Source organism: Streptomyces sp. NPDC001843, assembly GCF_042891955.1.
In the GTDB taxonomy this organism is placed as follows: Bacteria; Actinomycetota; Actinomycetes; order Streptomycetales; family Streptomycetaceae; genus Streptomyces.
In genome coordinates this window covers 389,809-409,172 of record NZ_JBIATQ010000001.1, presented here as the reverse complement: position 1 = coordinate 409,172, position 19,364 = coordinate 389,809, and the positions used below count along the sequence as shown (strand labels likewise).

Sequence of the window (19,364 nt, the reverse complement as noted above, 5' to 3'; positions counted from 1 at the left end):
GATGGGCACCATCGTCATGTCCGGGGCGGTCGTCCTGGTCGTCCTGGGATTCGGAAACCACACCTGGTGGCTCGCCGCGGCCGCCCTTCTCCTCCTCTACGTGCAGTACGGGCGGGAAGGATCCCCGTCCACCGGAGCGGACTCGGCGGGCACGCCCGCGTCGTACCAGGCGTACCGCGAACGCCGCGACCGACAGGCCAAGTGGGAGCGCCGCTACCGCCGCGAACGCCCCTTCGAGGCCCGTCGCCAGGAACGCGAGAAGAAGGCCCGTTAGACCCGGCGGGCTCCCCCGGTCACAGGCCGGGGGCGTCCCGGTGTGGGGCTCCCCCGGTCACAGGCCGGGGGCGCCCCACACCGGGAACCAGCGGTTCAGGTCCTGCTCGATGCGCAGGTCGTTCGCGAGGGCCGCCTTCACCCGCAGCTCCAGCGGGTTGTCGCGGCGCTGGACCGTGCCGGGCAGCGGGGCGAACGGGTAGAAGGTGCCCCTCTTGTACAGGTACACCAGCGCCAGCCGGCGTCCCGAGTCGTCCTGGAAGTCCGCCAGGGAGCACAGCAGCTGGGGGCCGAAGCCGTTGACCTCCATGGAGCTGTTGACCGCGTGCAGGTCGTTGACCAGCTGGGGCAGCTGGTCGGGGCTGCGCCGGGACACCAGCCAGGAGTAGCCGTAGTCGTCCTGGCGCAGTTCCACCGGTGGCCCGCTGCGGTCCGTGTCCGCGTCGAGGAGTGCCTGGACCTCCCGGTGCGTCTGCTCGAAGGCCGCGCCCTCGACCGTCGCGAAGCACACCGCGCCGTCCCCGGTCGGCGTGAACCCGGCCGCCGCCTCGAGGGTCACGGCCGCCGAGGGCAGCGCGAAAAGCTGGTCGAGGTCGGGCGCGACGGGCTTCGTACGGCCGAGGAGGATGTCCAGGAATCCCATGCTCAGCCCGCCCTGCCCGGCTGCGCGGCCTCACCGAGTTCACCGGAGATCCGGGCCAGTTGCTCCAGCCGCTGCTCCAGGCTGGGGTGGGTGGAGAAGAGCCGGGACAGCCCGGGCTCCCTGCCCAGCGCTGGGGTGAAGTAGAAGGCGTTGAAGGCCTGGGCCGTGCGCAGGTCCTCCGTCGGAATACGGGCGATGTCGCCGGACACCTTGGTGAGCGCGGAGGCCAGCGCCGAGGGCCGGCCCGTCAGCAGGGCCGCGGCCCGGTCCGCGGCCAGCTCCCGGTAGCGGGACAGAGCGCGGATGAGCAGGAAACTGATCGCGTACACGGCCGCCGAGACCGCCATGACGGCGGCGAGCACGGCGGCGGTGTTCTGGTCCCTGCGGCCTCCGAACAGCCCCGAATAGAACGCGAACCGCACGATCAGGCCCGCGATCACCCCGAGGAACGAGGCCACCGTGATCACGGCGACGTCCTTGTGCGCCACGTGCGACAGCTCGTGCGCGAGTACGCCCTCGAGCTCCGCCGGCTCCAGCCGTCTGAGCAGCCCGGTGGTCACACAGACCACGGCGTTGTCGGCGTTCCGCCCGGTCGCGAACGCGTTCGGCATGTCCATGTTGGACACGGCCACGACCGGCTTCGGCATGTCCGCGATGGCGCACAGACGGTCGACCACCGCGTGCAGCTCGGGATACTCCTCCCGCTCCACGACCCGCCCGTGCATCGCGAACAGCGCGATCCGGTCGGAGAACCAGTACTGCGCCCCGAGCAGCGCGGCGGCGACCACCACGACCAGCAGCCAGGACTTCAGCAGCACCAGCAACGCGGCGACGAACCCCACGTACAACAACCCGAGCAGGAACAGCGTGACCCCCATGCGGGCGGTCAACCGCCGGTCGCTCCGGAAGCGGCTCTGCATCTTGCATCACCCCGCAGTCAGGCACTCGTCCCGCTGTCCAGTGTGCACCTGCGGATTCCCATGAGGCGGTTCCGAACGGCCCTAGGAGCAGCAAAAGGTCCCTGTTGGGTTCTGTGCGTCCCCCGGGACGTCAGCGGTAGGCCCGCATCTGTGCGTAACCGAGCAGAGCGATCACCGCGGCCACACAGCCCAGCACCACGACCGTCGATATCCACGAGGAGCGGCGCGGCCTGACCGGGTCCGGGTCGGCGCGGAAGGGCGCCGGGTCCGGCGGGTTCTCCCTCCAGCGGGCGGCGAGCATCCGTGCCCGGGCGGACGGCTCCTTGTGCTCGGCCGAGTTCGCCCACCTGTGATCGAATTCCCGCTCCCAGTCGTCCTGCTCCGTCATCCCCGTTCAACCTCTCTCGTTCCGGCAGGGTCAGGAGGGATGGTCCCCCGATATAGGAGGCCTGGGACGGGCGGAAGGTTGCACAGGATGCCGGGTGGTCGCCGGGCGGCTAGCATCGAGAGTGAGAGCCGCGATGCGGGCTGTGACCGGCCCTGCTTCTGTACCCAGGCGGCAACCCTACGACCGCGCCGGGATCTCACCCAGCGGCCGCGGCCATCCGTCTCGTGCCCCCACAAACCGCACGAGGGGATGGGAGGAGGTTCACTGATGAAAGCACAACGCGCGAGGCGTCTCTTCGCGGCTTCCGCGATCGGCGTTCTGCTGGCCAGCGGTGCCACTATCGGTGCGGCAGGCACGGCCTCGGCAGCTGTTCCGACCAAGGCAACCACCGGCTTCGGCGGCTGCTTCGACCGCTGGGGCTTCAACCACTGCGGCTTCGACGGCTTCGGCTTCCGCAACAACGGCTTCAACAACGGCGGCGTCGTGGTGATCGTGGTCGGCTGAGAGCCCGACCGGCAGCCGTAACGGTGAGGGCCGCCCCCTTCACAGGGGGCGGCCCTCACCTCATGTCCGGCAGGATCACACGTCGAAGTAGAGCTCGAACTCGTGCGGGTGCGGACGCAGCTGCAGCGGAGCGATCTCGTTCGCGCGCTTGAAGTCGATCCACGTCTCGATCAGGTCGGACGTGAAGACGTCACCGGCGAGCAGGAACTCGTGGTCGCGCTCGAGGGAGTCGAGGACGGCCGGGAGCGAGGTCGGGACCTGCGCGACGTTCGCGTGCTCCTCGGGAGCCAGCTCGTAGAGGTCCTTGTCGATCGGCTCGGCCGGCTCGATCTTGTTCTTGATGCCGTCCAGGCCCGCGAGCAGCAGTGCCGAGAAGGCCAGGTACGGGTTGCCGGAGGAGTCGGGCGCGCGGAACTCGACGCGCTTGGCCTTCGGGTTCGAGCCGGTGATCGGGATACGCATGGCCGCGGAGCGGTTGCGCTGCGAGTACACCAGGTTGATCGGCGCCTCGAAGCCCGGCACCAGACGGTGGTAGGAGTTGACCGTCGGGTTGGTGAAGGCCAGCAGCGACGGGGCGTGCTTGAGGATGCCGCCGATGTAGTAGCGGGCGGTGTCCGACAGGCCGGCGTAGCCCTGCTCGTCGTAGAACAGCGGGTCCCCGCCGCTCCACAGCGACTGGTGCACGTGCATGCCCGAGCCGTTGTCACCGAAGATCGGCTTCGGCATGAAGGTCGCGGTCTTGCCGTTGCGCCAGGCGACGTTCTTCACGATGTACTTGAAGAGCTGGAGGTCGTCGGCGGCGGCGAGCAGCGTGTTGAACTTGTAGTTGATCTCGGCCTGGCCGGCGGTGCCGACCTCGTGGTGCTGGCGCTCGACCTGGAGGCCGGCCTTGCCCAGCTCCAGGGAGATCTCGGCGCGCAGGTCGGCGAAGTGGTCGACCGGCGGAACCGGGAAGTAGCCGCCCTTGTAGCGGACCTTGTAACCACGGTTGTCCTCGAGGGCGCCGGTGTTCCAGGCACCCGCCTCGGAGTCGATGTGGTAGAAGGACTCGTTCGCGCTGGTCGCGAAGCGGACGGAGTCGAAGACGTAGAACTCGGCCTCGGGGCCGAAGTACGCGGTGTCCGCGATACCGGTGGAGGCGAGGTACGCCTCGGCCTTCTTCGCCACGTTGCGCGGGTCACGGGAGTACTGCTCGCCCGTGATCGGGTCGTGGATGAAGAAGTTGATGTTGAGGGTCTTGTCACGGCGGAACGGGTCGACCCGGGCGGTCGACAGGTCCGCGCGCAGCGCCATGTCGGACTCGTGAATGGCCTGGAAGCCACGGATCGAGGATCCGTCGAAGGCGAGCTCGTCGTCCGGGTCGAACGCCTCGACGGGCACCGTGAAGTGCTGCATGACGCCCGGCAGGTCGCAGAACCGGACGTCGATGAACTTGACGTCCTCGTCCGCGATGAACTTCTTGGCCTCGTCGGCGTTCTGGAACATCCAGCTCCTCCTACTCCCGGCCGTTCCCGTGCCGGGGTGGTAGTTCGTAAGTGCGGCCAGTGCGGTGGCACACGCTGACCTCGACCCTAGGGACGGGTGATTTCTCGTGCGTGACCCATTTGTTTCGCAGAAGTTAACCGGTGCCGGTTCAACCCTAGCCCTGACGCACCCCGCCGTCCCAGGGGCATACAGGGGCGCAGTACCGTGGACGGGTGGAGGACAGACAGGCGAAGGTGGACAACAGGCAGGCCATCGGATCGTGGCTCTCCGGGCCGCGCGCGGCCATGGAGGACGCCGGGGCCGACTTCGGGTACCGGGGCGAGCAGCTCGGTCTGCCGGAGGAGGGGCCGGGTTCGATCGCCCGCCCGGGACGGCGGCTGGGAGCGGTGGCCGTGGACTGGGCCCTGTGCGTCTTGATCGCATACGGCCTGATCACGCACGGCTACACACCGGCCACCAGCAACTGGGCGCTGCTCGTCTTCTTCCTGCTGGGCGTCCTGACCGTCGGCACGGTCGGCTTCACCCCCGGCAAGCGTCTCTTCGGCATCCGGGTGGTGGCCGTGGACACCGGCCGCGTCCAGCCGCTGCGCTCCCTGGTCCGCACGATCCTGCTGTGCCTCGCCGTCCCCGCCCTGATCTGGGACCGCGACGGACGCGGACTCCACGACCGGCTGGCCAGGACGGTGGAGGTGCGGATCTAGCGTCATCACGACGAAGATCCAGCGTCATCACGACGAAGGGGGCGCCCGGTTCACACCGGGCGCCCCCATTCTCGTACCGGGAGGGTCAGCGCGCCTTGGGGCCGCCGCCGCGCGGCATCCGCATGCCCTTGGGCATCGGGCCCTTCGGCAGCGGCATGTTGCTCATCAGGTCGCCCATGGCCCGGAGCCGGTCGTTGGTCGCGGTGACCTGGGGGCCGGACAGGACGCGGGGGAGCTTCAGCATCGTGGTGCGCAGCCTCTTCAGTTCGACCTGGCCGTCGCCCGTGCCGACGATGATGTCGTGCACCGGCACGTCCGCGACGACCCGGTTCATCTTCTTCTTCTCGGCGGCCAGCAGGCTCTTCACCCGGTTCGGGTTGCCCTCGGCGACCAGCACGATGCCGGCCTTGCCGACCGCGCGGTGCACCACGTCCTGGCTGCGGTTCATCGCCACCGCGGGGGTGGTGGTCCAGCCCCGGCCGACATTGTCGAGCACGGCCGCGGCGGCACCCGGCTGGCCCTCCATCTGACCGAAGGCGGCCCGCTCGGCCCGGCGGCCGAACACGATCGCCGTCCCGAGGAAGGCGAGCAGCAGGCCCAGGATGCCCAGGTAGACAGGGTGGCCGATCAAGAAGCCGATCGCGAGGAAGACACCGAGGATGCCGATGCCGACGGCTGCGAGTACAAGACCGATCTTGCTGTCGGCCTTGCGGGTCATCTTGTAAGTAAGGGCGATCTGCTTCAGTCGCCCGGCATTCGCAGCGTCTGCTGCGGTTTCCTTCCTCGCCATGCCACGCAGTCTACGTGGCTCCGGGAGCGCCCACGACGGTGGTGTCCCGGCGGGTGCGTTCAGGGGGTGCGGTCCAGGGGCTGGTGCGGTGTGAGCGCCTGGTCCAGGAAGTGCTGGGCCTCGACCCTGTCCTTCGCGCGGCGGCGGTCCTCCAGGACCGAGGTCCAGGCGTTGCGGCGGGCGGTGCGCTGGCCGCCGCTCATGAGCAGGGACTCGACGGCACGGAGCGCGTCGGTGAAGGACGGGATGGCGTTGGCGCGAACGGGCGCGGCCTGCATGGTGGAGGTCCCCCCTCGGGAAGGCTGCGAGTGCGGGTGTACGTGGCGTGAGTCCAGCGTCACTGTTTGGTGTTACCAGGGTGTGACCGACCGGTCAAACACCAATGAAGACTCGCTTGAGGGGACCGGAACGGCGACGCGGCCCCGACAGGCGCCCCCATCTGCGGGGACGGTCGGGGCCGCGTGAAATCGGCCGCTACTGGCCAGTAGGACCTTGTGCGTGAATTCACACAGTCGCCGCTGAATGACGCTGTTCCACGGCCATCCGGTACAGGCGTCCCGCGCGGTACGAGGAGCGGACCAGCGGACCGGACATCACACCGGAGAAGCCGATCTGCTCGGCCTCCTCCTGCAGCTCCACGAACTCGTGCGGCTTCACCCAGCGCTCCACCGGGTGGTGGCGCACGCTCGGACGCAGGTACTGCGTGATGGTGACGAGTTCACAGCCGGCCTCGTGCAGCTGCTTGAGGGCCTCGCTGACCTCCTCGCGGGTCTCGCCCATGCCGAGGATCAGGTTGGACTTGGTGACCAGGCCGAAGTCGCGGGCCTCTGTGATGACCTTCAGCGAGCGCTCGTAGCGGAAGCCGGGGCGGATCCGCTTGAAGATCCTGGGGACGGTCTCGACGTTGTGCGCGAAGACCTCGGGGCGGGCGGAGAAGACCTCGGCCAGCTGCTCGGGGACCGCGTTGAAGTCGGGGGCCAGGAGCTCCACCTTCGTCCGGCCGCCCTCACGGTCGGCGGTCTGCGCGTGGATCTGGCGCACGGTCTCCGCGTACAGCCAGGCGCCGCCGTCCTCCAGGTCGTCACGGGCGACGCCGGTGATGGTGGCGTAGTTCAGGTCCATGGTGACCACGGACTCGCCGACCCGGCGCGGCTCGTCACGGTCCAGCGCCTCGGGCTTGCCGGTGTCGATCTGGCAGAAGTCGCAGCGCCGCGTGCACTGGTCGCCGCCGATGAGGAAGGTCGCCTCGCGGTCCTCCCAGCACTCGTAGATGTTCGGGCAGCCGGCTTCCTGGCAGACCGTGTGCAGGCCCTCGCTCTTGACGAGGTTCTGCATCTTCGTGTATTCGGGACCCATTTTCGCCCGGGTCTTGATCCACTCGGGCTTGCGCTCGATGGGGGTCTGGCTGTTGCGGACCTCCAGGCGCAGCATCTTGCGTCCGTCGGGTGCGACTGCGGACACGACCGGCTCCCTGTAGCTTCGATTCTTTGGCGTACACCAGGGTACGCCCGTGAAAATTCCAGCCCCTCCGGCGTTTGAGGAGCGGGGGTGCAGGGGGCGGAGCCCCCTGGCGGGGTCGAAGGGGCGGAGCCCCTGGATGTGGGACGGGGAGGGGTGGCGGGGGCGGGGAAAGCCGGGGCCGCGCCCGCGCGCTACGCCGGAGCCTTCTCGATGTCCCGCGGCTTCAGGTCGGCATTCTCCAGTACGTCCCTCAGGTGCCGCTCGACCACCGGCAGCACCTCCTCGATCGTCACGTCGCGGCCCAGCTCGCCGGCGAGGGAGGCGACTCCCGCGTCCCGGATGCCGCACGGGATGATCTTGTCGAACCACTTGTTGTCCGGGTTCACGTTGAACGAGAAGCCGTGCATCGTGACGCCCTTCGCCACCCGGATGCCGATCGCCGCGATCTTGCGGTCCTCGCGCCGCTGGCCGGCGTTGGAGGGCGCGTACTCCGGCCCGTTCAGCCTCGGGTCGAACTCCTCGTCCGTGAGGCGCGGGTCGAAGTCCAGCGACAGTCCGCCGAGCGCCGGCCGCCGCTCGACCGGGTCGCCGAGGACCCACACCCCGCTGCGGCCCTCGACCCGGGTGGTCTCCAGGCCGAACTCCGCGCAGGTGCGGATCAGCGCCTCCTCCAGGCGCCGGACGTGCGCGACCACGTCCACCGGGCGCGGCAGCTTCTGGATCGGGTAGCCCACGAGCTGGCCCGGGCCGTGCCAGGTGATCTTGCCGCCGCGGTCCACGTCGATGACAGGGGTGCCGTCGAGGGGGCGCTCGCTGTCCTCGGTGCGGCGGCCCGCCGTGTAGACCGGGGGGTGTTCGAGGAGCAGTACGGTGTCGGGGACCTCGTCGGCGAACCGCGCCGCGTGCACCCGGCGCTGCTCGTCCCAGGCCACCTGGTAGTCCACGGCCTCGGTACCGAATCCCATGCGGACGAACCGCAACTCACTCACGGCAAGCGCCTCCCTAGAAGCTCGTAAGGCACGAACGCGCCCAAGCCACTGTACGTCCGGCCGTCGCGCGTCAGCCGTGCGGGCAATCCTCACACGATCGGATGAATGCCTGCCGAATTGTGCGATCGGGTGCTTACTCTCCGCTACATTCGCGCCGTTCACGAGGCCATAAGGGCTGCTCACAGGCAATCCGGGCACAAGCGGCCAGGCTGCTTGGGTCCGAAAGGCAGGAGACCGCACCGCAGATGACGGACCGACCCGCGCAGCGCACCCCCAACCGCCAGCTCGCCGCGCTCATCGCAGAAGCGGGGTTCTCCAATGCCGGGCTTGCCCGTCGCGTGGACCAGCTCGGTCTCGAACACGGGCTGGACCTCAGATACGACAAGACATCGGTCACCCGGTGGCTGCGCGGCCAGCAGCCCCGGGGCACCACCCCCGCGTTGATCGCCGAGGTCTTCACCCGGCGTCTCGGTCGCCGCCTGACCGCCCAGGACCTCGGCCTGGACGCCTGCGCGCCCGTCTACGCGGGACTGGAGTTCGCGGCCGGCCCCGAGGAGGCCATCGACATCGTCAGCGGGCTGTGGCGCAAGGACTCCGGCAGCCACGCCGAGCTGCGCAAGATCGCCTTCACCCCGGCCGGTCTCGTGGTGCCCAGCCGGGACTGGCTGATCGGCAGGCCCGACGACAGGGTGGCCCGCGGGGAACCGCCCGCCCGGGTGCCCGCGCACGGCCGCCCGGTGGTGCCCCGCCAGCGCGGCCAGGCCGAGCGCGGCCCCGGCCAGAAGGTCACCGCCGGCGACATCGCCGCGCTCCGCTCCGTCGGCGAACTCTTCCGCACCCTCGACGACGCCTACGGCGGCGGCCACGCCCGCCAGGCCCTGGTGCGCTACCTGGAGCACGAGTGCGAGCCGATGCTGCGCGGCACCTACGGGGAGCAGACCGGCCGCCGGCTGTTCGCCGCCGCCGCCGACCTGACCCGGCTCGCGGGCTGGACCTCTTACGACATCGCCGCGCACGGACTCGCCCAGCGTTACTTCGTGCAGGCGCTGCGGCTCGCCCAGGCGGCCGGGGACCGGGCGTACGGCTCCTACGTCCTGGTCACCATGAGCCGCCAGGCCGTCTACCTCGGGCACGGCCGGGAGGCCGTCCAGCTCGCCCGGGTCGCGCAGCAGGGGGTGGGCACCGGGGCGCCGCCCGTGGTGCAGGCGCTGCTGTACGCGGCCGAGGCACGCGCGCACGGTGTACTGGGCGAGGTGCGGGCGTGCACCGGCGCGCTGGTGCGGGCCGAGCGCGCCCTGGAGGCGGCCCGGCCCGGGGACGAGGTGCCGTACTGGGCGCGCTTCTTCGACGAGGCGCAGCTCGCCGACGAGTTCGGGCACTGCCACCGGGACCTGCAGCAGTTCCGCGCCGCGGCCCAGCACGCGGAGCGCTCCCTGCAACTGCGCGCCCCCACGTACGCCCGCAGCCGCCTGTTCTGCCGGGTCGTTCTCGCCTCCGCGCGCCTCGGCCTGGGCGAACTCGACCAGGCCTGCGCCCTGGGCGCGGAGGCGGCGGGACAGGCGGCGGAGATGAGATCGGTCCGGGCGGTCGAGTACGTCAGGGACTTCGAACGCCGGCTGGAGCCCTACAAGGACGCGGCACCGGTGAGGGGCTACCGCGACAAGGTCGCGGCCCTCGGGTGAGCCCCTGATCCCTTCCCGCCCCCCGGTTCAGGCCGCCCTGCGCAGCGTGGCCGGCGGGTCCGCGCGGTGCATCGAGCCCGCCGCCCCCAGGTCCGCCAGGATCGCGGCGGCGGCCCGGTGGGCCGAGTGCAGGGCGCCCTGGACGGTACTGGTGTCGCGGTGGTCGCCGCACACGTACAGGCCCGCCATCAGCCGCACCGGCCGCCGCAGGTCGTGCGGGGGGCGCATCGCCGGGACGGCCTCGGCGGTGTGGTGCACGGCGAGGGTCTCCCAGCGGGTGGTCGAGGTGCCGTACAACCGGGACAGGTGCATGCGCACCGCGGTGTCCACGCCCTCCGGGGGAGTGCCGAGCACGGTCGAGGAGACCAGCGCGCGGCCCGCGGGCGCCCGGCTCGGGTCGACGTCGCTCATCACCGCGGTGTGCGCGACCGGACCGCCGCGGTCGGCCTCGAGGAGCAGTGAGGCGCCCGTCGTGGGCGGCTCGTCCGTCGTGTGGTGGACCACCGTCACCGGATGGAAGTCCGGCACGCGCAGGCCGGGCAGCAGCTCGGCCGCGGCGCGCGCGTCGGTCGCCAGCAGGACCGCGCGGCAGCGGAACTCGCCGTGCTCCGCGGTGGTCACGGTGGTGGTGGCGACGGAGGTGGCCCGGGCCCCGGTGTGCACCGTGCCGGGCGGCAGCAACCGTGCCAGCAGTTCCGGCAGCACCTCGGCGCCGCCTTCCGGTACGCACAGCCGGCCGCTAGCGAAGGCACGCAGCGCGAGGTCGGCGCACCGGCTGGAGGTGGTCAGCGCCGGGTCGCACAACAGGGCGGCGAGCAGGGGGCGCAGGAAGCCGTCGACGGTGCGGGCGGGCAGCCCGCGGGCGGCCAGGGCCTGGGCGGCGGGGAGTTCGGGGCGGGCCAGGAGGCGTTCGACGGGTGTACCGGCGATCCGGGCCAGGGACGCCTGCAGACGGGCCTGGTCGACGGCACCGCCCACCGGGGCGCCGGACTTCCGCACGGGCGACACGACGGCCGGGCTCCTGGGGGCGCTTGCCAGGGCGCGTACGGCATGGAGTGCGCCCCTGGCGCTTCCTCCGGCCGCCGGCGCACCCGCGCGCTGCCGGCGGCCGTCCCGGTGCAGCAGCACACCGGGTGCGAAGGGGCGCAGCACGAGGGCGTCGAGCCCCGGTGTCAGGCGTAGCTCCGGATACGACGTGGACAGGAGCTGGCCGATCCGGTCGAGCCGGAAGCCGTCGACCTTCTCCGTCGACATACGGCCGCCCACGTAAGGGGCAGCCTCCAGGACCGCGGTCGTCACTCCTGCGCGGACAAGCCGATGAGCCGCCGAGAGACCGGCGATCCCGGCTCCCACGATGACGACGTCCACCTGGTACACGGGCTCAAGCACGAGGCCCCTCCTCGAGGTTGTGCGTCCGGTGCAGGCGTCATGCCCCCAACCGGCTCCAGGGATACCCGAGTTCAGCTCGAGGGTAGGGCCGTGATCGGTCAACGACAGTCGCGCATGAACAGGGCACGGTCGCACGGCGGTCGCATCTGGTCACAAGAGTTCATCAGGCCGCCCGGATCGCGTCCTCGATCCCTGGGAACGCGAAAGTGAACCCCGACTCCAGCAGCCGCTTGGGCACCACCCGTTGGCTGCCCAGCACGTCCCCCGCCATCTCGCCCAGCGCCGCCCTGAGCACCGGCGCCGGGACCGCGAACGCGGTCGGCCGGTGCAGCACGCGCCCCATCGCCTCCGTGATCTCCCGGTTGGTCAGCGGCTGCGGGGCGGTGAGGTTGAAAGCGCCCGACAGCCCCTCGCCGGCGATGAGATGGCGCAGCGCGGCCACCTCGTCGTGCAGCGCGATGTACGACCAGTACTGCCGCCCGTCGCCCAGTCGGCCGCCCAGCCCCGCCTTGAACAACGGGAACAGCCGCCCCCAGGCGCCGCCCCCGCGGGCCACCACCAGCCCGGTCCGTGCGAACACCGTCCGCACCCCGGCCTCCTGGGCGGGCCCGGTGGCCTCCTCCCACTCCACGCACAGCGACGGCAGGAAACCGTCCCCGGGCGGGGCGTCCTCGTCGACCACGCGGTCCCCGGTGTCCCCGTAGATGCCGATCGCACTGCCGTTGACCAGCACCCGCGGCGGCTCGTCGAGCGAGGCGAGGGCCTGCGCCAGGGCCGCCGTGCCCAGCACCCGGCTCTCCCGGATCCGCCGCTTGTACTCCTGCGTCCAGCGGCGGTCGCCCACCCCCGCCCCGGCCAGGTTGACCACCGCGTCACAGCCGATGAGCCCGGCCGCGTCCACGTACCGGCCCTCCGGGTCCCAGCGGACCTCGCCCTCGCCCCGGGCCGCACGGCGGACCAGCCGCACCACCTCGTGCCCGTCGGCGGTCAGGGACCGCACCAGAGCGCTGCCGATCAGACCGGACGCGCCGGTCACCGCGATGCGTGAACGTTGCATGGCGCCCATCCTGCCCCGTGCGCGCGTGAAAACCCCGTGAGGATCCCCTCGCCCCGCCGTAGGGTGACCGGCATGCCGGAACCGTCCATACGCACCGCCAGACCCGAAGACGACGGGGCGCTGACCCGCATCGACGTCACCACCTGGTCGCACCTGCACGCGGTGATGCCCGAGCCGCAGCCCCCGTATCCGCCGTTCTTCACCGAGCGGCACACCGTCGAGGACACCCTGGTCGCCGAACTCGACGGCCGTGTCGCGGGCTATCTCCGCCTCGGCTTCCCCACCCCGCTCGCCTGCAACGCGCACGTGCGCCAGATCCAGGGCCTCGCCGTCGCGGAGGAGGCCCGCGGCCGGGGTGTCGCCCGCGCCCTGATCCGCGCCGCCTTCGAGGAGTCCCGCCGGCGCGGCGCCCGCCGGATCACGCTGCGCGTCCTCGGCCACAACACGCCCGCCCGCAAGCTGTACGAGTCCGAGGGCTTCGTCGTCGAGGGCGTCCTGCCGGAGGAGTTCCTGCTGGACGGCGCGTACGTGGACGACGTGTTCATGGGCCGCACTCTCTGACGCCCGCGCCGGCGGCCCCGGGCCTCAGGAGCTGACCAGGTCCCCGACGTCCACCGGCGTCGTCGCCTCCTTGCCGCGGTCGGCGTCGGAGGCCACCTCGTCCGCCGTCAGCACGTACCCCGTCTCGTCGTTCGCGGTGGAACGGGCGAAGACCACGCCGAACACCCGGCCGCCCGTGGTCAGCAGCGGACCACCGGAGTTGCCGGGCCGAACCGTCGAGCGTATGGAGTAGATCTCGCGGGTGACCGTGCCGTTGCTGTAGATGTTCTGGCCGGTCGCCCGTACCCGGTTCGCCACCGTGGCCGCCTGCAGATTGAGGTCGCCGTCCTGCGGATAGCCCGCGACCACCGCCGAGTCCCCGCGCGAGGCGGTGGCGTCGAAGCGGAGCACGGGGGCGCTGAGACCCGGCACGTACAGCACCGCCACGTCCCGGTCCGGGTCGAAGAGCACCACGCGCGCCTCGTACGACTGCCCGACGCCCCCGATGCGTACGGTCGGGTCGGCGATGCCCGCCACCACATGGGCGTTCGTCATCACGTGCTCCCGCGCGTACACGAACCCGCTGCCCTCGCGCCCCTGGGTGCCGGAGGACCCCTCGATCTTCACCGTGCTCAGCTTGGCGGCTCTCGTGGCGCTGGCCGTGACGCTGTCGCCGGAGGGCTTGGCGACCTCGGCCGTCGACTCGTTCTCGAACGGGTTGAAGACCTGCGGGAAACCCGCCTCCGTGAGGGCGGACGTCGCCCGGGAGAACCAAGTCGGCGTGGTGTCCGGCATCGAGTCCTGTACCGCGCCCAGCAACGCCGAGTCCCGTATCGCCGTCGTGACCATCTGGGACGAGGAGGCGCCCAGCACGCTCGCGGCCACCCACGCCACGATCAGCACGGCGACCGAGTTGGCCGCCGCCCCGCCTATCCCGTCGGCCACCCGCAGCGGCCCCTCGTCCAGCTCCCGCCGCAGCCGCAGGGCCAGCCGCCCCGCCAGCTCGTGCCCCACCACGCCCGGGACCAGCACCGTCAGCACCGCGGCGGTGGTCGCCGCCGGGGTCCCCCGTGTGACGAGGTCCATGATCCACGGCAGCACCCACACCCCCACGACCGCGCCGCCCACGAACCCGGCCAGCGAAACGCATCCGGCCACCAGCCCACGCCGGTAACCGGACGCCGCGTAGGCCAGGATGACCAGCACAAGCATGAGGTCGAGCAAGTCCACGGAGCCGCCTTTCTCTCGGACCCCCTAGTACGGGTGGGACGGGCCCAGTGATCAGTTGCACGCGCCGGACGCTCCCGGATCCGGCCACGATGCGTGTACCCGGGGAAACGTCCTGGACCGGGACGATGGTTCCGCCAGGTGGCACAGCACACATCGCGGGCGGAACGGACCCCTCCGGCATCGGCGGCGGCACGGCCGCGGCGTCCTGACTCGTCCGTGAGCGGAAGATTGGCAATCTGCTGGTCCTCCGCTCTCCGTTTGCTGGGCTGTCTCTCGACAGCGGGTTCCTAGGGTCGTTGCCACCCCCCGGAGGTCCGGTTCCACGGACCGCCGAACTCGCAAGTCGCGTCCACTGTTTGGAGACACCCTGATGCGTGCCCTGCCCCGCCGTGCCCTGCTCGCCGCTCCCGCCGCCGTGCTGATGTTCGCGCTCGCCGCCTGCGGCGGTTCCGACTCCGGATCCGACAACGCGAAGGCCGCGGACACCCAGCAGGCCCAGGGCGCGGCCGGCGCCGGGGCGGCGGGCGAGGCCGGTGACGCCGACGACAAGACCGAGCCGCCGCTGACCGGCGACATCAAGCAGAAGGCCGAGGCCGCCGCGCTCGCCAAGTACCCGGGCACGGTCGTGAAGTCGGAGGAGGACGCGGAGAAGCCCGGCATGTACGCGGTGGAGGTGAAGCAGGCCGACGGCACCTCGATCGAGGTCTACCTCGACAAGTCCTACAAGGTCACCGACACCAAGAAGGAAGGCACCGAGGAGAACGAGGACGCCGGCTGACGGGCGGGGCCGGTCTCCTCGCACGTGAAGAAGCCGGTACCGACCGGCCGCACGGCACGGCTGTGCGAGCCTGTCGCCATGCGGCTGCTGCTCATCGAAGACGACGACCGAATCGCCGGACCCCTGACCGAGGGCCTGGGGCGCTACGGGTTCACCGTGGACCACGTCCGTACCGGCGCCGCAGGCCTCGCCGACGCCACCGCCGCGCCCGACCTGGTACTGCTCGACCTCGGGCTGCCCGACATGGACGGCCTGGACGTCTGCCGCAGCCTGCGCGCCCGGTCGGCCGTCCCCATCATCATGATCACCGCCCGGGGAGAGGAGGCCGACCGCATCGTCGGCCTAGAACTCGGAGCCGACGACTACCTCGCCAAGCCCTTCGGCGTACGGGAACTGATCGCCCGCATCCGCGCGGTGACACGGCGCGCCGGAGCGCCCGCGTACCAGCCGACCGGGCCGGCGCAAGGGCCCGCGGCGCTCCCGTCGGCTGCCGGAGCGCAGGCACTGGGGTCGCTGACCGTCAACCGCCGCACCCGCGAGGTCCACCTCGACGGCTCCGAAGTCGCCCTGACACCGCGGGAGTTCGACCTGCTCGCCTATCTCGCGGAGGATCCCGGCACGGTGTACTCGCGCCAGCAGATCATGGACACGGTGTGGGACCCGCACTTCTTCGGCCCCACCAAGACCCTCGACGCGCACGTGGCCGCCCTGCGCCGCAAACTGGGCCATCCGGGCTGGATCACCACCGCCCGCGGAGTCGGCTTCCGTCTGACCGTCCCCGGCGGACCCGCCACCGACGAGGCGGCCGGATGACCCGCCGCCTGCTGTTCAGCTACCTGGGTCTGGCTCTGCTCGTGCTGGCAGGACTGGAGATCCCGCTCGGCTTCATCTACGCCCGCGGCGAGACCTCCCGTGCCTCCCAGAGCGTGGAACGCGACGCCTCCATGCTCGCCGAGGTGACCGAGGAGAACATCGAGAAAGGCCGGCTCGACGCCCTGCCCGAGGTGGTGGGCGACTACGCCGCCCGCACCGGCGGCCATGTCGTCGTCACCGACAGGCAGGGCATCGTTCTGGCCGACTCCGACCCCGCCGGCCGCACCGGCGTCAGCCTCGCCGCGCAGCCGGACATCGCCCGTGCCCTGCGCAACCGGCCCACCGTCACCACCACGACGGACGGCGCCGGTGGCGACGCCCTGTCCGCGACCATGCCCGGTTCCTCCGGCACCACCGTCCGCGGCGCCCTGCGCCTGACCTACCCCATGGATCAGGTCAGCGCCCGGGTCCACCGGATCTGGGGTGCCCTCGCCCTGGCCGGAGCCTGCGTCCTCGCCGTCGTCGCGCTGGTCGCCTTCAGCCTGGCGCGCTGGATCACCCGCCCCCTGCGGACACTGGAGGCCGCGACCGGCCAGCTCGCCGGGGGACAGCTCACCAACCCGCCCGACACCACCACCGGACCACCGGAACTGCGCCGCCTCGCCGCGTCCTTCACCCGTACCGCCACCCGGCTTCAGCACCTGCTCAAAGCCCAGCAGGCGTTCGCCTCGGAAGCCTCCCACCAGCTGAAGACCCCGCTGACCGCGCTACGGCTGCGGCTGGAGAACTTCGAGCCCTACCTCGACCCGCGCGCCCACGGCAGCCTGGACGAGGCGGTCGGCGAGGTCGAACGCCTCGGCCGCATGGTGCAGGGCCTGCTCGCCCTGGCCCGGCTGGAGAACACCGCCACCACCCCCGAACCGGTCGACCTCGACGCCGTACTAGCCGACCGCGTGGCGATGTGGGAGCCGCTGGCCGCCGAGCAGTACGTCGCCCTCGACATCACCGGCGCTCCCGTCGGCCACGTCTGGGCGATCCCCGGAGCCCTGGAACAGATCATCGACAACCTGCTCGCCAACGCCCTGCGCGTCTCCCCGCCCAGCACCACCATCACCCTCCACCGCACCCCCGGCACCCGACTCGACGTCATCGACCAGGGCCCCGGCATGAACGAAGCCGACCGGGCCCGTGCCTTCGACCGCTTCTGGCGCGCCTCCGACACCCACCACGACGGCACCGGCCTGGGCCTGCCCATCGTCCGCCACCTCGTCGACGCCTCCGGCGGCACCGTCACCCTCCACCCCGCACCCGGCACCGGCCTCGACGCCCGCATCGAACTGCGCCCCGCCACCGCGTCCCCGCGCGGCCCCGGCCCCACGGCCGGCGGTCACCGCTCGTCCGGCGGGCCGAAGAAGATCTCCTTGACCTCGCGCAGAGCGTAAGAGACCAGCACGTACCCGGCGGCCGGGTCGGCCCACCACAGGCCGGCGAGAGAATGCAGCAGGAGGCCGAGCAGCACGGCGGCGGCCAACAGGCCATCGAGCAGGGTGACCCGGCCCTCGGTCTCCAGCACCGGGTCGTCCAGCGCGGCACCGGTGCGTGCCTTTCCGGCGGCGAGCGCGAACATCACCGCGGCCGTCACCGCCGTCCAGCCGATGCCCAAGGGCGAGTGGCGGGGCCGGAAACCACTGGCCAGGACCCAGGTGGACTGCCCCAGCAGGTACACCGCCAGCAGTGCGAAGCCGACCCCGATCAGCTGGAGCGCGCGGCGCCGGCGGTCCTCGCCGCTGCCGGACAGCTCCCAGATCACCACGGTGGAAGCACCGATCTCGATCAGAGAGTCCAGGCCGAACCCTGCCAGCGCCACGGACCTCGCCGAGATCGCGGCGACGGACAGCACCCCGATGCCGATCACGTTCCAGCCGAGGGTGGTGTACTCCAAGGCGAGACCACGGCGGACGAGTCTCTGTCGGGCGGTGCCATCAGTGCCGGTCACCGCGAGATCCTCCCAGAGCTCTCGGCCGGCCGGGAAGATACGGCGTCCCGAGCTCCGTCAGGAAAAGTAATGGGACAGGTGAAAGGCAAGACCGCCGTCGTCACCGGCGGCAGCACCGGAATCGGCCTGGCCACCGCCGTGCGGCTGGCGTCCGAGGGCGCCCATGTGTTCATCACCGGCCGACGCAAGGTGGCCCTGGTGTTCACGCCGGGGAGGAATCGCCTCCCGTGGCGGCGTCGCGGAGCGTCGTAGCCAGGGCGCGGTGCGCACCTACGGCCTGCCCGGCTGGCCGAGTGGAAGGCGAACGCCTGTGCCCGTGTCCGCTGGTTGGGGTGACGGTGACCGCAGGGGGCTGCGGGTGTGCGGGGGTCGTACGTACGGTCGTCTGGCCGGGTTGATGTGATCGGGATGGGGCGGGGGTGTGGCCGTGAGCGAGGTGAAGGAGGGGGATGGGGTCGGGCATGCCCGGTACACCTACCGGCTGCGGGTGTCGTCCACGGCCCGCGCGAGGCTGGGGGCCGAGTGGGACCGCTGCCGCTGGCTGTGGAACGAGTGTGTCGCCCGTTCCAAGAAGGCCCACATGCAGGGGGAGGAGTGCGGTCCAGCGCGGCTGGACCGGATGCTGACCGCCGCCCGCGCCGTCATTCCGAGGCTGGCGGCGGGTTCCTCGGTGGTGCAGCAGCAGCTCATCCGCGACTTCGGTGCCTCCCGCGCGAAGGCGGTGAAGGACATCAGGGCGCGGCTGCCGTTGCGGCGGCGGGCCGGGATGCCGAGGTACAAGAAGAAGCACGAGGCGGATCGCACGCTGAACTACACCCGGCGGGGCTTCCGGCTGAAGGACGGGCGGCTGCATCTGGCGGGCGGGATCGTCGTGAGCGTGGTGTGGTCTCGCGCTCTGCCTGTTGAGCCGTCCTCGGTGCGGATCTACCGGGACAGCCTCGGGCACTGGTACGCCTCCTTCGTCGTCCCCGCCGAGGTACAGCCGTTGCCCGCTGCGGGGGCGGTGCTTGGCGTCGACTGGGGCGTCAAACAGATCGCCACCACCACCTCCGACGCACACGACCTGCCCCACCCCGAGTACGGCAGGAAGGCCAAGGAAAAGCTGTTCCGGTACGACCGGATGATGGCCCGCCGCAAACCGAAGAAGGGGCAGGCCGCCTCGAAGGGGTACCGGGAGGCGAAGCGGTGGCGGGCGAAGACCTACGCCAAGATCGCCCGGCAGCGGCAGGACGCGGGCCGCAAGTGGGCGAAGCAGGTGGTGCGCGACCACGACGCCATCGCGGTGGAGGACTTCCGCCCGAAGTTCCTCGCCAGGACCAGCATGGCCCGCAAGGCCGCCGACGCCGCGATCGGCGCCACCAAGGCGGCGCTGCTGCAGATGGGCCGCAAGCACGGCCGGGACGTGCGCCTGGTGCATCCGGCGCACACCACCATGGACTGCGCACGGTGCGGAGCGAGAACCAAGCACGCCCTGCCGCTGTCGCAACGCACCTACACCTGCACCACATGCGAAGCGGTGTCCTGCCAGGACAAGAACTCCGCGCATGTGATGCTCGTCCGGGCTGGTCTGGCCCCGGCTGGCGATGAGGGCGTAAGACTTTCTGGAGCGCCGCTCCAGGAGGCAGCCTGAGCCAGGTTCTCCCCTCCCCATTCGGGGAGGGGAGAAGTCAAAGGTTCCTCCCAGGCGGCTCACTGATCCCCCTGAGCGGGCCGCCATAGCGTCAG

The 19,364-nt window shown here is 71.3% G+C and carries 21 protein-coding genes and 1 pseudogene; 10 read left to right on the top strand and 12 right to left on the bottom strand.

The genetic code is table 11. From position 1 onward, the window contains the following. The first annotated feature begins 1 nt into the window (after position 1). Positions 2-274, top strand: coding sequence for a hypothetical protein (locus tag ACFYZQ_RS01925; RefSeq protein ID WP_389140575.1), 273 nt, complete (start codon positions 2-4; stop codon positions 272-274). 57 nt (positions 275-331) lie between these two features. Here the strand turns inward: ACFYZQ_RS01925 and ACFYZQ_RS01920 are convergent, their stop codons facing one another. The 3 genes from ACFYZQ_RS01920 to ACFYZQ_RS01910 form a co-directional block, all read right to left on the bottom strand. Further along, a complete protein-coding gene (locus ACFYZQ_RS01920; protein ID WP_389140573.1) occupies positions 332-916 on the bottom strand; it encodes a hypothetical protein in 585 nt (194 codons plus the stop codon). Between the two features lie 2 nt (positions 917-918). Further along, positions 919-1,836 (bottom strand): zinc metalloprotease HtpX, encoded by a 918-nt coding sequence (gene htpX, locus ACFYZQ_RS01915; protein ID WP_389140571.1) that lies wholly within the window; start codon positions 1,834-1,836, stop codon positions 919-921. A 130-nt stretch (positions 1,837-1,966) separates the two neighbouring features. Continuing rightward, a complete protein-coding gene (locus ACFYZQ_RS01910; RefSeq protein WP_389140569.1) occupies positions 1,967-2,224 on the bottom strand; it encodes a hypothetical protein in 258 nt (85 codons plus the stop codon). A 267-nt stretch (positions 2,225-2,491) separates the two neighbouring features. On the opposite strand from ACFYZQ_RS01910, the gene ACFYZQ_RS01905 reads away from it, so the two are divergent. Next, the gene (locus ACFYZQ_RS01905) at positions 2,492-2,728 is read left to right on the top strand and encodes a hypothetical protein (protein WP_389140567.1); all 237 of its coding nucleotides are present in this window, start codon (positions 2,492-2,494) and stop codon (positions 2,726-2,728) included. A 75-nt stretch (positions 2,729-2,803) separates the two neighbouring features. Here the strand turns inward: ACFYZQ_RS01905 and glnA are convergent, their stop codons facing one another. Then, positions 2,804-4,213 carry a type I glutamate--ammonia ligase gene (gene glnA / locus ACFYZQ_RS01900; RefSeq protein WP_388788275.1) on the bottom strand — a complete coding sequence of 470 codons (1,410 nt, stop codon included), beginning with the start codon at positions 4,211-4,213 and terminating at the stop codon, positions 2,804-2,806. Between the two features lie 233 nt (positions 4,214-4,446). On the opposite strand from glnA, the gene ACFYZQ_RS01895 reads away from it, so the two are divergent. Continuing rightward, positions 4,447-4,914 (top strand): RDD family protein, encoded by a 468-nt coding sequence (locus ACFYZQ_RS01895; protein ID WP_389141846.1) that lies wholly within the window; start codon positions 4,447-4,449, stop codon positions 4,912-4,914. An 85-nt stretch (positions 4,915-4,999) separates the two neighbouring features. Here ACFYZQ_RS01895 and ACFYZQ_RS01890 read toward each other — a convergent pair whose 3' ends face one another. From ACFYZQ_RS01890 to lipB, 4 genes are all read right to left on the bottom strand, one after another. Beyond that, the gene (locus ACFYZQ_RS01890) at positions 5,000-5,704 is read right to left on the bottom strand and encodes a DUF4191 domain-containing protein (RefSeq protein WP_389140565.1); all 705 of its coding nucleotides are present in this window, start codon (positions 5,702-5,704) and stop codon (positions 5,000-5,002) included. Positions 5,705-5,763: 59 nt separating this feature from the next. Then, positions 5,764-5,982 carry a hypothetical protein gene (locus tag ACFYZQ_RS01885; protein ID WP_389140563.1) on the bottom strand — a complete coding sequence of 73 codons (219 nt, stop codon included), beginning with the start codon at positions 5,980-5,982 and terminating at the stop codon, positions 5,764-5,766. Positions 5,983-6,208: 226 nt separating this feature from the next. Next, positions 6,209-7,165, bottom strand: coding sequence for a lipoyl synthase (lipA, locus tag ACFYZQ_RS01880; RefSeq protein ID WP_389140561.1), 957 nt, complete (start codon positions 7,163-7,165; stop codon positions 6,209-6,211). Between the two features lie 191 nt (positions 7,166-7,356). After that, positions 7,357-8,247 carry a lipoyl(octanoyl) transferase LipB gene (gene lipB / locus ACFYZQ_RS01875; protein ID WP_389141844.1) on the bottom strand — a complete coding sequence of 297 codons (891 nt, stop codon included), beginning with the start codon at positions 8,245-8,247 and terminating at the stop codon, positions 7,357-7,359. A 152-nt stretch (positions 8,248-8,399) separates the two neighbouring features. Here lipB and ACFYZQ_RS01870 point away from each other — a divergent pair, with 152 nt between their 5' ends. Continuing rightward, positions 8,400-9,836 (top strand): regulator, encoded by a 1,437-nt coding sequence (locus tag ACFYZQ_RS01870; RefSeq protein ID WP_389140559.1) that lies wholly within the window; start codon positions 8,400-8,402, stop codon positions 9,834-9,836. Between the two features lie 27 nt (positions 9,837-9,863). Here ACFYZQ_RS01870 and ACFYZQ_RS01865 read toward each other — a convergent pair whose 3' ends face one another. Further along, positions 9,864-11,225, bottom strand: coding sequence for an NAD(P)/FAD-dependent oxidoreductase (locus tag ACFYZQ_RS01865; protein WP_389140557.1), 1,362 nt, complete (start codon positions 11,223-11,225; stop codon positions 9,864-9,866). A gap of 163 nt (positions 11,226-11,388) precedes the next feature. Then, positions 11,389-12,282: a TIGR01777 family oxidoreductase gene (locus tag ACFYZQ_RS01860; RefSeq protein WP_389140555.1), complete on the bottom strand. Its 894-nt coding sequence runs from the start codon at positions 12,280-12,282 to the stop codon at positions 11,389-11,391. Between the two features lie 72 nt (positions 12,283-12,354). Between ACFYZQ_RS01860 and ACFYZQ_RS01855 the strand changes: the two genes are divergently transcribed. After that, positions 12,355-12,843, top strand: a complete 489-nt coding sequence (locus tag ACFYZQ_RS01855; protein ID WP_389140553.1) for a GNAT family N-acetyltransferase — start codon at positions 12,355-12,357, stop codon at positions 12,841-12,843. A gap of 24 nt (positions 12,844-12,867) precedes the next feature. On the opposite strand, the gene ACFYZQ_RS01850 is transcribed toward ACFYZQ_RS01855, so the two are convergent. Next, entirely contained in the window at positions 12,868-14,052 is a 1,185-nt protein-coding gene (locus ACFYZQ_RS01850; RefSeq protein WP_389140551.1) for a MarP family serine protease, read from the bottom strand. 370 nt (positions 14,053-14,422) lie between these two features. On the opposite strand from ACFYZQ_RS01850, the gene ACFYZQ_RS01845 reads away from it, so the two are divergent. The 3 genes from ACFYZQ_RS01845 to ACFYZQ_RS01835 all read left to right on the top strand — a co-directional run bounded on the left by ACFYZQ_RS01845 (position 14,423) and on the right by ACFYZQ_RS01835 (position 17,085). After that, positions 14,423-14,830: a PepSY domain-containing protein gene (locus ACFYZQ_RS01845; RefSeq protein ID WP_389140549.1), complete on the top strand. Its 408-nt coding sequence runs from the start codon at positions 14,423-14,425 to the stop codon at positions 14,828-14,830. Between the two features lie 78 nt (positions 14,831-14,908). After that, complete coding sequence (locus ACFYZQ_RS01840) at positions 14,909-15,643, top strand: response regulator transcription factor (protein WP_389141842.1); 735 nt, start codon at positions 14,909-14,911, stop codon at positions 15,641-15,643. Beyond that, a complete protein-coding gene (locus ACFYZQ_RS01835; RefSeq protein WP_389140547.1) occupies positions 15,640-17,085 on the top strand; it encodes an ATP-binding protein in 1,446 nt (481 codons plus the stop codon). The genes ACFYZQ_RS01840 and ACFYZQ_RS01835 overlap by 4 nt, the downstream gene beginning before the upstream one ends. On the opposite strand, the gene ACFYZQ_RS01830 is transcribed toward ACFYZQ_RS01835, so the two are convergent. Continuing rightward, the gene (locus tag ACFYZQ_RS01830; protein ID WP_389140545.1) at positions 17,031-17,639 is read right to left on the bottom strand and encodes a cation transporter; all 609 of its coding nucleotides are present in this window, start codon (positions 17,637-17,639) and stop codon (positions 17,031-17,033) included. The genes ACFYZQ_RS01835 and ACFYZQ_RS01830 overlap by 55 nt on opposite strands. 69 nt (positions 17,640-17,708) lie before the next feature. On the opposite strand from ACFYZQ_RS01830, the pseudogene ACFYZQ_RS01825 reads away from it, so the two are divergent. Continuing rightward, a pseudogene (locus ACFYZQ_RS01825) lies at positions 17,709-17,837 on the top strand (SDR family NAD(P)-dependent oxidoreductase); the annotation flags it as partial. Between the two features lie 229 nt (positions 17,838-18,066). Beyond that, on the top strand, positions 18,067-19,269 hold the full coding sequence (locus ACFYZQ_RS01820) for an RNA-guided endonuclease InsQ/TnpB family protein (protein WP_389140543.1): 1,203 nt from the start codon (positions 18,067-18,069) through the stop codon (positions 19,267-19,269). Positions 19,270-19,364: the final 95 nt, after the last annotated feature.